The organism is Cellulosimicrobium marinum (genome assembly GCF_020551945.1).
Classification (GTDB): Bacteria; Actinomycetota; Actinomycetes; order Actinomycetales; family Cellulomonadaceae; genus Cellulosimicrobium; species Cellulosimicrobium marinum.
Map to the genome: position 1 here is coordinate 476,114 of NZ_JAJBZH010000003.1, position 11,339 is coordinate 487,452.

An 11,339-nucleotide genomic window follows, 5' to 3' on the forward strand; every position below is an offset into this window, starting at 1 on the left:
GGCCGGCACGTCCTCGACCCTAGGCACCAGGCCCATCGGTCGCACGACGGCGCCCGGCCGGGAGACGCCGCAGGGCCCGGGACCATGCGGTCCCGGGCCCTGCGAACGAGAGGAGGAGGCTCAGGCCTCCTTCTTCTCCTCGGCCTGCTCGTCGGCGGCCTCGACGGGCGCGTCCTCGACCGGAGTCTCGTCGACGGGCGCGTCCTCGACCGGAGCGTCGTCCTTCTTCGCCGGCTTGTCGGCCTTCTTCTTGCTCGCCTTCTCCGCGGCCTTCTCGGCCTCACGGACGACGGCCTGCTTCGGGCTGACCGGCTCGGTCACGAGCTCGATGACCGCCAGGGGCGCGTTGTCGCCCTTGCGGGTGCCGACCTTCGTGATGCGCGTGTAGCCGCCGTCACGCTCCGCCATCTGCGGGGCGATCTCGGTGAACAGCGTGTGCACCACGGACTTGTCGCGCACGACGCGCAGGACGCGACGGCGCGCGTGCAGGTCGCCACGCTTCGCGAACGTGATGAGTCGCTCGGCCAGCGGACGCAGACGCTTGGCCTTCGTCTCCGTGGTCGTGATGCGGCCGTGCTCGAAGAGCTGCGTGGACAGGTTCGCGAGGATCAGGCGCTCGTGAGCCGGGCCACCGCCGAGCCGCGGGCCCTTGGTGGGGGTAGGCATGGGATGTGCTCCTTGGGAAGTGGTCGCGGCCCGGGACCGGCCCGGGGCGCGCTAGAAGGTGTGGGAGTCGCCGGCTGCCGCAGGCTCAGTACTGCTGCTCGGTGTCCGAGAACGTCGGCTCGCCCTCGTCGCCGTCGTAGTACGCGGCGGCGGTCGGGTCGAAGTCGAGCGGCGAGTCCTTGAGGGACAGGCCCAGCTCGGCGAGCTTCTCCTTCACCTCGTTGATGGACTTCGCACCGAAGTTGCGGATGTCCAGCAGGTCCGCCTCGCTGCGCGCGACGAGCTCGCCCACCTGGTGGATGCCCTCGCGCTTGAGGCAGTTGTACGAGCGGATCGTGAGGTTGAGCTCCTCGATCGGCAGCGCCAGGTCGGCGGCCAGGGCCGCGTCCGTCGGCGACGGGCCGATCTCGATGCCCTCGGCCTCGACGTTGAGCTCACGGGCCAGGCCGAACAGCTCGACGAGCGTCTTGCCCGCGGACGCGAGAGCGTCGCGCGGCGTGATCGCCGGCTTCGCCTCGACGTCCACGACGAGCTTGTCGAAGTCCGTGCGCTGCTCGACACGGGTCGCCTCGACCTTGTAGGTCACCTTGAGGACCGGCGAGTAGATCGAGTCGACCGGGATGCGGCCGATCTCGGCGTCGAACATCTTGTTCTGCGACGCCGAGACGTAGCCGCGGCCGCGCTCGACCGTCAGCTCGATCTCGAGCTTGCCCTTGTCGTTCAGGGTGGCGATGTGCAGGTCGGTGTTGTGGACCTCCACGCCCGCCGGCGGGACGATGTCCGCAGCGGTGACCGCGCCAGCGCCCTGCTTGCGCAGGTACATCACGACGGGCTCGTCGTTCTCCGAGGAGACGACGAGGTTCTTGATGTTGAGGATGATCTCGGTGACGTCCTCCTTCACACCCGGCACGGTGGTGAACTCGTGGAGCACACCGTCGATGCGGATGGAGGTGACCGCCGCGCCCGGGATGGACGACAGCAGCGTGCGACGCAGCGAGTTGCCGAGCGTGTAGCCGAAGCCCGGCTCCAGCGGCTCGATGGAGAAGCGCGAACGGTTCTCCGAGATGACCTCTTCGGTCAAGGTGGGGCGCTGTGCGATCAGCACTGGTGGTTTCCTTTCGGTGAGCGTCCGCCATATGACGCTGCACGGTTCAGGGCGAGGTGCGCGCCTGCGACGCGCGGGCCCCGGACGGGACTCGGTCCACCCGTCCGGGAAGGGTGCCGTCGGCCGGACCGTCGGGCCGGAGGCCGGACGGACCGCTGCCGCCGACGGGACCCCGGTGTGCGCGAGGCACCCACGGACCCGTCGACGGCGGGCGAGCCGACGACGAGAAGCTCAGACGCGGCGACGCTTCGGCGGACGGCAGCCGTTGTGCGCCTGCGGCGTCACGTCCTGGATCGAGCCGACCTCGAGGCCCGTGGCCTGGAGGGAGCGGATCGCGGTCTCACGACCGGAACCCGGGCCCTTGACGAAGACGTCGACCTTCTTCACGCCGTGCTCCTGGGCGCGGCGCGCCGCGGACTCCGCGGCGAGCTGGGCCGCGAACGGCGTGGACTTGCGGGAGCCCTTGAAGCCCACGTGCCCGGCCGACGCCCAGGCGATCACGGCGCCCGTCGGGTCGGTGATCGAGACGATCGTGTTGTTGAAGGTGCTCTTGATGTGCGCCTGGCCGTGGGGGACGTTCTTCCTGTCCTTGCGGCGCGGCTTGCGCGAACCGGCGGCAGCGCGAGTCTTGGGAGGCATGTGCTGTTCTTCTCCTGGTCTGAGGTGGTCGGACCGCGGCGGCGGGCGGCGCGACGTCGGGCGTCGGCTCGGGCCCGCACGGCGGACTGCTGCTTAGCGGGCCTTCTTCTTGCCGGCCACGGTGCGCTTCGGGCCCTTGCGGGTGCGCGCGTTGGTCTTCGTGCGCTGACCGCGCACGGGAAGGCCGCGGCGGTGGCGCAGGCCCTGGTAGGTACCGATCTCGACCTTGCGGCGGATGTCGGCGGCCACCTCACGACGGAGGTCACCCTCGAGCTTGTAGTTGCCCTCGAGGTAGTCACGGAGCGCGACGAGCTCGGCGTCGCCGAGGTCCTTCACGCGGGCGTCGGGGCTGATGCCCGTCGCGGCCAGCGTCTGCTGGGCGCGCGTGCGGCCGACGCCGAAGATGTAGGTGAGCGCAACCTCGAGCCGCTTGTCGCGGGGGAGGTCGACGCCGATGAGACGTGCCATGTGCCTTTCGGCTCCTCGTACTTCGTTCGGAGGTCTGCCGCACCGCCCTCCCGCGTCCCCGCGGGCCCCGGCCTCCGAGCCGAGGGTTCCCCTGCGCCGTCGGGCCGCTCGCGCGGCCTGCTCGCAGGTTCGTGGTGGTGCGCTGGTGGGCTCCCGCCGTCGGCGGGGACTCCCCGGTGACCCGGCCCGAGGGCCGTCACCCGTGGCGCAGCGAGGGACTCAGCCCTGGCGCTGCTTGTGCCGCAGGTTGTCGCAGATCACCATGACGCGACCGTGCCGGCGGATCACCTTGCACTTGTCGCAGATCTTCTTGACGCTGGGCTTGACCTTCATCAGTGTTCCCTCGATGGTGCTCCGCCCCCGAGCGGGACGGGCCGGACGGGCCGGCCCTCCGCGAAGGCGGCGGCTGGTTGAGTGATGGACGCGTGGCGACGACTACTTGTAGCGGTAGACGATCCGGCCGCGGGACAGGTCGTACGGGCTCAGCTCGACCACGACGCGGTCCTCGGGGAGGATCCGGATGTAGTGCTGGCGCATCTTGCCCGAGATGTGCGCGAGAACCTTGTGCCCGTTGGCCAGCTCCACGCGGAACATCGCGTTCGGCAGGGCCTCGACCACGCTGCCCTCGATCTCGATGACACCGTCCTTCTTTGCCATGTCCTCCGCTAACTCTCGTCTGAACTGCTCGGTCCCACGCGCGAAGGACCGAGGACCTGCGCGCGTGGAGTGAAGTGTGGAGCCGCGCGTCGACGCCGGTCGCCGACCCGGAGGCCACCCGACCGGGCGCATCGGTGAACACGGACTACACCCAACGGACCATCCTACGGCATGGAGCAAGGGACGGGAAACACGCACGGTGAGACGTCCACCTCCCCCGCCGGCCTCACACCCCGTCGAGCGCGGTGATCCGCACGCCTCGGGCGGCCAGCTCCTCCGCGCCGCCGTCGGCCGCCGTGAGCACCCAGATGCCGCCCTCGAGGATCGCGACGCTGTGCTCCCAGTGGGCCGCGCGCGACCCGTCGTCCGTGACGACCGTCCAGTCGTCCTCGCACACCTGCGTCAGGTGCTCGCCCCGCGTGAGCATCGGCTCCACGGCGAGGCACATGCCCGGGCGCAACCGGGGACCCCGCTCGCGCGTCCGGTAGTTCGGCACGTCCGGCGGCTGGTGCATCGCCGAACCGATCCCGTGCCCCACGTACTCCTCGACGATGCCGTACACGGCACCGTCGCGCTCCCCCGTCGCACGGACCGAGTCCTCGACCGCGGCGCCCACGTCCCCCAGACGCTCCACCGAGGCGAGCGCGGCAATCCCGTCCCACATCGCCCGCCGCGTGGCCTCGACCAGCGCGGCGTCCGCCGGGTCCGCGTCACCGAGCACGAACGACACCGCGGCGTCGCCGTGCCAGCCGTCCACGACCGCACCGCAGTCGACCGAGACGACGTCGCCCGCCAGGAGCTCACGACCTCCCGGGATGCCGTGCACGACCTCGTCGTTCACCGACACGCAGATGGTCGCCGGGAAACCCTCGTAGCCGAGGAAGGACGGCGTCGCCCCGGCGTCCGCGATGACGGCGGCCGCGAGCTCGTCGAGGTCGCCCGTCGTCATGCCCGGCCGCACCGACTCCTGCACCGTGCGCAGCGCACGGTCCACGACCAGGCCCGCACGTCGCATGGACCGCACCTGGTCAGGCGACTTGTACTCGATGCGCTCGCGACCGAACACCGTGCTCCCTCCCGTCCCCGACGGCCTCCCGCCGTCCAGGGCCGAGCGTCAGGCGACCACCGGCGCGAGGGCCGACTCGATGCGGCCCGTGACCTCGTCGACGTCGCCCATGCCGTCCACACGGACCAGCAGGTCGCGCTCGGCGTAGGCGGACGTCAGCGGGGCGGTCTGCTCCGCGTAGATGTCGAGGCGGCGCGCGATCGCCTCCTCCGTGTCGTCCTCGCGGCCCTCGATCTCGGCACGCTTCGCGAGACGGGCCAGGAGCTCGTCGCGGTCCGCGGCGAGCTCGACCACCCCGTCCAGCGACCAGCCGAGGTCACCGAGGATCGCGTCCAGCTCCGTGACCTGTGCCGCGTTGCGGGGGTAGCCGTCGAGGATGAAGCCGCGAGCGACGTCGTCCTGGCCCAGGCGGTCGCGCACCATCGCGTTCGTCACCGAGTCGGGCACCAGCTCGCCCTTCGCCGAGTACTCCTGCGCCAGCCGGCCGAGCTCCGTGCCGCCCTTGATGTTGGCGCGGAAGATGTCGCCCGTCGAGATCGCGGGGATCTCGTAGCGCTCGGCGAGCCGCGACGCCTGCGTGCCCTTGCCGGCCCCCTGGGGACCCATGATGACGAGGCGCACGTGCGACGGACGGGAGGCGTTGCTCAACGGAGGAACCCTTCGTAGTGGCGCTGCTGCAGCTGGGAGTCGATCTGCTTGACCGTCTCCAGGCCGACGCCCACCACGATGAGGATCGAGGAGCCGCCGAACGGGATGTTCGTGCTCACGCCGAGCCCGATGAGGACCAGCGTCGGCAGCAGTGCGACGAGCGCGAGATAGATGGAGCCCGCGGACGTGATGCGGGTGATGACGTAGTCGAGGTACTCGGCGGTCGGGCGCCCGGCACGGATGCCGGGGATGAAGCCGCCGTACTTCTTCATGTTGTCCGCGACCTCGTCCGGGTTGAACGTGATCGCCGTGTAGAAGAAGCAGAAGAACAGGATCATCGCGACGTAGAGCGCGATGTGCAGCGGCGCCGCCGGGTCGGCGAGGTTCGTGCTCACCCAGACGACCCAGTCGGACGTCTGGTCGCCGAACTGCGCGATCAGACCCGGGACCGCGAGCAACGAGGCCGCGAAGATCACCGGGATGACACCCGCCATGTTGATCTTGATCGGGATGTAGGTGCTCGAGCCGCCGTACATGCGACGACCGACCATGCGCTTCGCGTACTGGACCGGCACGCGGCGCTGCGACTGCTCGACGAAGACCACGAGGCCGATGACCACGACGATCACCGCGACCATGATGATGAAGTTCACCGGGCCGTTCGCACCACCGGCGATCGACCACAGCGCGGTCGGGAAGCTCGCCGCGATGGACGTGAAGATCAGCAGCGACATGCCGTTGCCGACACCGCGCTCGGTGATGAGCTCGCCCAGCCACATGATCAGACCCGTGCCGGCCGTCATGGTGACGACCATGAGGGCCATCGTGACGAAGCTGCCGTCGGGGATCACCTCGACCGAGCACCCCTGGAAGAGCAGGCCGTTGCGCGCCGTCGTGATGACGGTCGTCGACTGCAGGATCGCGAGCGCGATCGTCAGGTACCGCGTGTACTGCGTGAGCTTCGCCTGGCCCGACTGGCCCTCCTTGTGGAGCGCCTCGAAGCGAGGGATGACGACGCGCAGGAGCTGCACGATGATGCTCGCGGTGATGTACGGCATGATCCCGAGCGCGAAGATCGACAGCTGCAGGAGTGCCCCGCCGCTGAAGAGGTTCACGAGCCCGAGCAGATCGTTGCCGTCCGCGGTCTCCGCGATGCACTGCTGGACGTTGGGGTAGTCGACTCCCGGCGAGGGGATGAACGAACCCACACGGAAGATCGCCATGATCGCGATCGTGAACAGCAGCTTGCGCCGCAGGTCAGGCGTCCGGAAAGCCCGGGCGAATGCGCTGAGCACCTATCCTCCTGGCCCGCCGAGGCGGGATCTCGTGTCGCCGAGAGGCCCGGCGAGGTGTGACGCACGGCACCGGCGCCAAGAGGCACCCTAACCGTTGCGCCGCGTCGAACGGCAAACCGGTGTCCGCCGACCGGACGGTCGGGCCCTGCACCGGTGTCGGTCGGCCGTCCGCGATGACGCCGACGACGGACCGACGGGAAGTCTAACCGCGCCCCGCTGCCGGACGGGACGGCGGTCCGTGCCGGGGAGCTCCCCCGAGACGCGGACAGGGCCGACGGCGCGTGCGCGCCACCGGCCCTGTCCGTCTGGTCAGTCCTCCGAGACCGAACCGCCGGCCGCGAGGATCTTCTCGCGAGCCGAACCCGAGAGGGCGTCGACCGCCACCTCGAGCTTGACGGTGATCTCGCCCGTGCCCAGCACCTTCACGGGCTGGCCCTTGCGGACCGCGCCCTTCGCGACGAGGTCCTCGACGGTGACGGAGCCACCCTCGGGGTACAGCGCCGCGAGCTTGTCCAGGTTGACGACCTGGTACTCGGTGCGGAACGGGTTCTTGAACCCGCGCAGCTTCGGCAGGCGCATGTGCAGAGGCATCTGCCCGCCCTCGAAGCGCTCGGGCACCTGGTAGCGAGCCTTCGTACCCTTGGTACCGCGGCCCGCCGTCTTACCCTTCGACGCCTCACCACGACCCACGCGGGTCTTGGCCTTCTTGGCGCCGGGGGCAGGACGCAGGTGGTGCATCTTCAGCGCGCCACCCTGCTCCTGCTCGGCCGCAGCCTTCGCGGGAGCCTTGGCGGCGGTGTCCTTCGTGGCCTTCTCAGCCATGGTCACTCGACCTCCTCAACGGTGACGAGGTGCGCCACCGTCGCGACCATGCCGCGGATCTCCGGGCGGTCCTCCTTCACGGCGGTGTCGCCGATCCGCTTGAGGCCCAGAGTGCGCAGCGTGTCGCGCTGGTTCTGCTTGCCGCCGATGGCGGACTTCGTCTGGGTCACCTTGAGCCTGGCCATCAGGCGTTCACCCCCGCGGCACGGGCACGCAGGAGCGCGGCCGGGGCCACGTCCTCGAGCGGGAGGCCACGGCGCGCGGCGACAGCCTCGGGCTGCTCCAGGTTGCGCAGGGCCTCGACGGTCGCGTGCACGATGTTGATCGCGTTCGACGAACCGAGCGACTTGCTCAGGACGTCGTGGATGCCCGCGCACTCCAGCACGGCGCGGACCGGACCACCGGCGATGACACCGGTACCCGGCGCGGCCGGACGCAGGAAGACGACGCCGGCGGCGGCCTCACCCTGGATCGGGTGCGGGATGGTGCCCTGGATGCGCGGGACCTTGAAGAAGTTCTTCTTGGCCTCCTCGACACCCTTGGCGATCGCCGCGGGCACCTCCTTCGCCTTGCCGTAGCCGACACCGACGGTCCCGTCGCCGTCACCCACCACGACGAGCGCGGTGAAGCTGAAGCGACGGCCGCCCTTGACGACCTTGGAGACGCGGTTGATGGTGACGACGCGCTCGACGAAGGCGTTCTTCTCGGCTGCGTCGCCGCGACGGCCGTCACGGCGGTTGTCGCGACGGTTGTCGCGGCCCCCGCGGGCGTTCTGGTCGCCGGACTCGTTGGCGGCACCCGTGGGGGCGCCGGTGTTGCTGCGCTGCCCTGCAGCCATCAGAGGATCCTCTTCTTCCGTGTACGGATGGTCGGCGTCGTCACAGGGCCAGACCGCCTTCGCGGGCGCCGTCGGCGACCGCAGCGACCCGACCGTGGTACTTGTTGCCGCCGCGGTCGAAGACGACGGACTCGACGCCCTTCGCCTTCGCCCGCTCGGCCACGAGCTCGCCGACCTTGCGCGCCTTGGCGCTCTTGTCGCCGTCGAGCGCCCGGAGGTCCGCCTCGAGCGAGGAGGCCGAGGCCAGCGTCTGCCCGATCGTGTCGTCCACGACCTGCGCCACGACGTGGCGCGTCGAACGCGTCACCACGAGGCGCGGGCGGACGGCGGTCCCCTTGATCTTCTTGCGCAGGCGCAGGTGGCGGCGCTGACGCGCGACGGCCTTGCCCTTGCCGAGAACCTTCAGAGCCATCGTTACTTACCAGCCTTTCCGACCTTGCGGCGGACGACCTCGCCGGCGTAACGCACACCCTTGCCCTTGTACGGCTCGGGCTTGCGGATCTTGCGGATGTTCGCCGCGACCTCGCCGACCTGCTGCTTGTCGATGCCGGAGACCGAGAACTTCGTCGGGCTCTCGACGGCGAACGTGATGCCCGCCGGCGGGGTGACGACGACCGGGTGGCTGAACCCGAGGGCGAACTCGAGGTCCGAGCCCTTCGCGGTCACGCGGTACCCGGTACCGACGATCTCGAGCTTCTTCTCGTAGCCCTGCGTCACGCCCTGGACGATGTTCGCCAGGAGGGTGCGCGTGAGGCCGTGCAGCGCGCGGGACTCGCGCTCGTCGTTCGGGCGGGACACCACGAGGGTGCCGTCCTCCTGAGCGACCTGGATGGGGGTGGGCACGTTGTGCTCGAGAGAACCCTTCGGGCCCTTCACGGTCACGAGCGCGCCGCTGATGGTGACGTCCACGCCGGCCGGGACCGGAACGGGGATCTTGCCGATTCGAGACATTGGCGTATCTCCTTTCCGGGATTACCAGACGTAGGCGAGGACTTCGCCGCCCACGCCCTTCGTGGCGGCCTGCTTGTCGGTGAGGAGGCCGGAGGACGTGGACAGGATCGCCACACCCAGGCCACCGAGCACCTTCGGCAGCTCCGTGGACTTGACGTACTTGCGCAGGCCGGGCTTCGACACGCGGCGCACGCCGGCGAGGCTGCGCTCACGGTTCGGGCCGTACTTGAGATGGATGGTGAGGTTCTTGCCCACCGGGGCGTCCTCGACGCTCCAGCCGGTGATGTAGCCCTCGGCCTGGAGGATCTCGGCAATGTGCGACTTCAGCTTCGAGTACGGCATGGTCACCGTGTCGTGGAACGCCGAGTTCGCGTTACGCAGACGCGTGAGCATGTCTGCGATCGGGTCGGTCATCGTCATCGGGCTCTTGCCCTTCCTCGCCGTGGTATCCCGGCGGTCCGCGCCCTGCGGCACGGCCCGCCTGGACCTACGACGTAGTGGTTACCAGCTGCTCTTGGTGACGCCGGGAAGCTCACCGCGGTGAGCCATCTCGCGCACGCAGATACGGCACAGGCCGAACTTGCGGTAGACAGAGTGCGGACGGCCGCACTTCTGGCACCGGGTGTAGGCACGGACCGCGAACTTGGGCTTGGCGGCCGCCTTGTTGATCAGGGCCTTCTTCGCCATGTCAGTTCTCCTTGAAGGGGAAACCGAGACGGCGCAGCAGGGAGCGGCCCTCGTCGTCGGTCGTCGCCGTGGTCACGATCGTGATGTCCATGCCGCGGACACGGTCGATCTTGTCCTGGTCGATCTCGTGGAACATCGACTGCTCCGTGAGGCCGAACGTGTAGTTGCCGTGCCCGTCGAACTGCTTGGGCGAGAGGCCGCGGAAGTCGCGGATGCGCGGCAGGGCGATCGACAGGAGACGGTCCAGGAACTCCCACATGCGGTCGCCGCGCAGCGTGACGTGCGCGCCGATCGGCATGCCCTCGCGCAGCTTGAACTGCGCGATGGACTTGCGGGCCTTGGTCACCTGCGGCTTCTGGCCGGTGATCGCGGAGAGGTCGCGGATGGCGCCCTCGATGAGCTTCGAGTCCTTGGCGGCGTCACCGACACCCATGTTCACGACGATCTTCGTGACGCGGGCGACCTGGTTGACGTTCTCGTGCCCGAACTCCTCGCGCAGACCGGCGACGATCTCCTCGCGGTAGCGCTGCTTCAGACGGGGCACCTCGGGGGCGACGATCTCGGTGCTCATCAGATGTCCTTCCCGGAGCGCTTGGCGACGCGCACGCGCACGGTGCGCTTGCGGCCGTCACGCTCGACCTCTTCGGTGCGGTACCCGACGCGGGTGCCCTTCTTGGTCTCCGGGTCGACCACCATCACGTTGCTCACGTGGATCGGTGCCTCGACGGTCTCGATGCCACCGGTCCGCGTGCCGCGCTGCGACTGGCCGACCTTGGTGTGCTTCGTGACACGCTGGACGCCCTCGACGACCAGGCGGTCGCTGTCCTTGAGGACCTCGAGGACGCGCCCCTGCTTGCCCTTGTCCTTGCCCGCGATGACGACGACGAGGTCGCCCTTCTTGATCTTGGCCATGGTCAGAGCACCTCCGGAGCCAGCGAGATGATCTTCATGAAGCGCTTGTCGCGCAGCTCACGACCGACGGGACCGAAGATGCGCGTCCCGCGCGGCTCGCCGTCGTTCTTGAGGATCACGGCCGCGTTCTCGTCGAACTTGATGTAGGAACCGTCCGGACGACGGCGCTCCTTGGCGGTGCGGACGACGACCGCCTTGACGACGTCGCCCTTCTTCACGTTGCCGCCCGGGATCGCGTCCTTGACGGTTGCGACGATGACGTCGCCGATTCCGGCGTAGCGACGGCCCGAGCCACCGAGAACACGGATGCAGAGGATCTCCTTGGCACCCGTGTTGTCGGCGACACGAAGTCGCGACTCCTGCTGGATCATGTATTACTCCTGTCGTCGAGCCGGTTCTCGCCGCTGGGCGAGCCTTGCCGAACGGATAGCTGTCAGTGCCGGGTCCCTACGGGAGATCCCTCCGGGTGAACCGGCCAGGCGCGACGTGTGGATGCGTCGTCCTGTCCTCACTGGTTGCCGCACCGGTGGCGCGGCACGAGAGCGGTCGTGGCGGGCGGGCGGGCCGCCCGCCCCCACCCTGGCC

General features: G+C 69.5%; 19 protein-coding genes. All 19 read right to left on the reverse strand.

The annotated features are described in order from the left end of the window. Positions 1-120: 120 nt before the first annotated feature. Positions 121-666: a 50S ribosomal protein L17 gene (gene rplQ / locus LGQ04_RS09310; RefSeq protein ID WP_229243411.1), complete on the reverse strand. Its 546-nt coding sequence runs from the start codon at positions 664-666 to the stop codon at positions 121-123. 85 nt (positions 667-751) lie between these two features. Then, the gene (locus LGQ04_RS09315) at positions 752-1,771 is read right to left on the reverse strand and encodes a DNA-directed RNA polymerase subunit alpha (protein WP_229243412.1); all 1,020 of its coding nucleotides are present in this window, start codon (positions 1,769-1,771) and stop codon (positions 752-754) included. Between the two features lie 231 nt (positions 1,772-2,002). Next, the gene (gene rpsK / locus LGQ04_RS09320; RefSeq protein ID WP_229243413.1) at positions 2,003-2,410 is read right to left on the reverse strand and encodes a 30S ribosomal protein S11; all 408 of its coding nucleotides are present in this window, start codon (positions 2,408-2,410) and stop codon (positions 2,003-2,005) included. A gap of 93 nt (positions 2,411-2,503) precedes the next feature. Next, a complete protein-coding gene (gene rpsM, locus LGQ04_RS09325; RefSeq protein ID WP_229243414.1) occupies positions 2,504-2,878 on the reverse strand; it encodes a 30S ribosomal protein S13 in 375 nt (124 codons plus the stop codon). Between the two features lie 219 nt (positions 2,879-3,097). Beyond that, on the reverse strand, positions 3,098-3,211 hold the full coding sequence (gene rpmJ, locus LGQ04_RS09330; RefSeq protein ID WP_003956441.1) for a 50S ribosomal protein L36: 114 nt from the start codon (positions 3,209-3,211) through the stop codon (positions 3,098-3,100). A gap of 102 nt (positions 3,212-3,313) precedes the next feature. Then, positions 3,314-3,535, reverse strand: coding sequence for a translation initiation factor IF-1 (gene infA, locus LGQ04_RS09335; protein ID WP_012867920.1), 222 nt, complete (start codon positions 3,533-3,535; stop codon positions 3,314-3,316). A 226-nt stretch (positions 3,536-3,761) separates the two neighbouring features. Beyond that, complete coding sequence (map, locus tag LGQ04_RS09340) at positions 3,762-4,601, reverse strand: type I methionyl aminopeptidase (RefSeq protein ID WP_229243415.1); 840 nt, start codon at positions 4,599-4,601, stop codon at positions 3,762-3,764. Positions 4,602-4,649: 48 nt separating this feature from the next. Continuing rightward, the gene (locus LGQ04_RS09345) at positions 4,650-5,249 is read right to left on the reverse strand and encodes an adenylate kinase (protein WP_267494606.1); all 600 of its coding nucleotides are present in this window, start codon (positions 5,247-5,249) and stop codon (positions 4,650-4,652) included. Then, positions 5,246-6,544, reverse strand: a complete 1,299-nt coding sequence (secY, locus tag LGQ04_RS09350; protein WP_229243416.1) for a preprotein translocase subunit SecY — start codon at positions 6,542-6,544, stop codon at positions 5,246-5,248. The genes LGQ04_RS09345 and secY overlap by 4 nt, the downstream gene beginning before the upstream one ends. Before the next feature lie 309 nt (positions 6,545-6,853). After that, positions 6,854-7,366 carry a 50S ribosomal protein L15 gene (gene rplO / locus LGQ04_RS09355; protein WP_229243417.1) on the reverse strand — a complete coding sequence of 171 codons (513 nt, stop codon included), beginning with the start codon at positions 7,364-7,366 and terminating at the stop codon, positions 6,854-6,856. Positions 7,367-7,368: 2 nt separating this feature from the next. Then, positions 7,369-7,551: a 50S ribosomal protein L30 gene (gene rpmD, locus LGQ04_RS09360; protein ID WP_021480439.1), complete on the reverse strand. Its 183-nt coding sequence runs from the start codon at positions 7,549-7,551 to the stop codon at positions 7,369-7,371. Beyond that, positions 7,551-8,204, reverse strand: a complete 654-nt coding sequence (gene rpsE, locus LGQ04_RS09365) for a 30S ribosomal protein S5 (protein ID WP_229243418.1) — start codon at positions 8,202-8,204, stop codon at positions 7,551-7,553. The genes rpmD and rpsE overlap by 1 nt, the downstream gene beginning before the upstream one ends. 40 nt (positions 8,205-8,244) lie before the next feature. Then, positions 8,245-8,616: a 50S ribosomal protein L18 gene (rplR, locus tag LGQ04_RS09370; RefSeq protein WP_229243419.1), complete on the reverse strand. Its 372-nt coding sequence runs from the start codon at positions 8,614-8,616 to the stop codon at positions 8,245-8,247. A 2-nt stretch (positions 8,617-8,618) separates the two neighbouring features. Further along, on the reverse strand, positions 8,619-9,155 hold the full coding sequence (gene rplF, locus LGQ04_RS09375; RefSeq protein WP_229243420.1) for a 50S ribosomal protein L6: 537 nt from the start codon (positions 9,153-9,155) through the stop codon (positions 8,619-8,621). A 21-nt stretch (positions 9,156-9,176) separates the two neighbouring features. Further along, on the reverse strand, positions 9,177-9,575 hold the full coding sequence (gene rpsH / locus LGQ04_RS09380; protein ID WP_229243421.1) for a 30S ribosomal protein S8: 399 nt from the start codon (positions 9,573-9,575) through the stop codon (positions 9,177-9,179). Positions 9,576-9,656: 81 nt separating this feature from the next. Then, the gene (locus LGQ04_RS09385; protein ID WP_021480434.1) at positions 9,657-9,842 is read right to left on the reverse strand and encodes a type Z 30S ribosomal protein S14; all 186 of its coding nucleotides are present in this window, start codon (positions 9,840-9,842) and stop codon (positions 9,657-9,659) included. 1 nt (position 9,843) lies between these two features. Beyond that, entirely contained in the window at positions 9,844-10,413 is a 570-nt protein-coding gene (gene rplE, locus LGQ04_RS09390) for a 50S ribosomal protein L5 (RefSeq protein WP_087471317.1), read from the reverse strand. Further along, positions 10,413-10,754: a 50S ribosomal protein L24 gene (gene rplX, locus LGQ04_RS09395; RefSeq protein ID WP_191612729.1), complete on the reverse strand. Its 342-nt coding sequence runs from the start codon at positions 10,752-10,754 to the stop codon at positions 10,413-10,415. Before rplX ends, rplE begins: the two co-directional genes overlap by 1 nt. A gap of 2 nt (positions 10,755-10,756) precedes the next feature. Further along, positions 10,757-11,125, reverse strand: coding sequence for a 50S ribosomal protein L14 (gene rplN, locus LGQ04_RS09400; protein WP_021480431.1), 369 nt, complete (start codon positions 11,123-11,125; stop codon positions 10,757-10,759). Positions 11,126-11,339: the final 214 nt, after the last annotated feature.